The following is a 264-nucleotide window of genomic DNA, read 5'->3' as shown; positions in this document are numbered from 1 at the left end:
CATGCAGGTTGTATGCATATTGCTCACATGCAAAACTAATTGCGTGGCCTGATGCACCAGCGCGGCCAGTACGGCCAATACGGTGAACATAATCTTCACAATCGTCAGGTAAATCAAAGTTAAACACATGACTTACTTCTGGAATATGAAGACCACGCGCTGCAACATCGGTCGCAACTAAAAAGTCTAAATCACCTTTGCTGAATTGCGCTAATATAGTTTGGCGTTTTTTCTGGTTTACATCACCAGTAAGCATACCTACAC

General features: G+C 43.2%; 1 protein-coding gene. It reads right to left on the bottom strand.

What is annotated here, in order from left to right; all coding sequences use genetic code 11:
• On the bottom strand, positions 1-264 hold a 264-nt coding region (locus tag AAEZ18_RS19035; RefSeq protein WP_352255983.1), incomplete at both ends, for a helicase-related protein.

Source organism: Pseudoalteromonas sp. 19-MNA-CIBAN-0066, from assembly GCF_040308705.1.
Taxonomy (GTDB): Bacteria; Pseudomonadota; Gammaproteobacteria; order Enterobacterales; family Alteromonadaceae; genus Pseudoalteromonas; species Pseudoalteromonas nigrifaciens.
The sequence above is the reverse complement of the archived record's forward strand: the minus strand, read 5'-3'. Positions and strand labels throughout refer to the sequence as shown.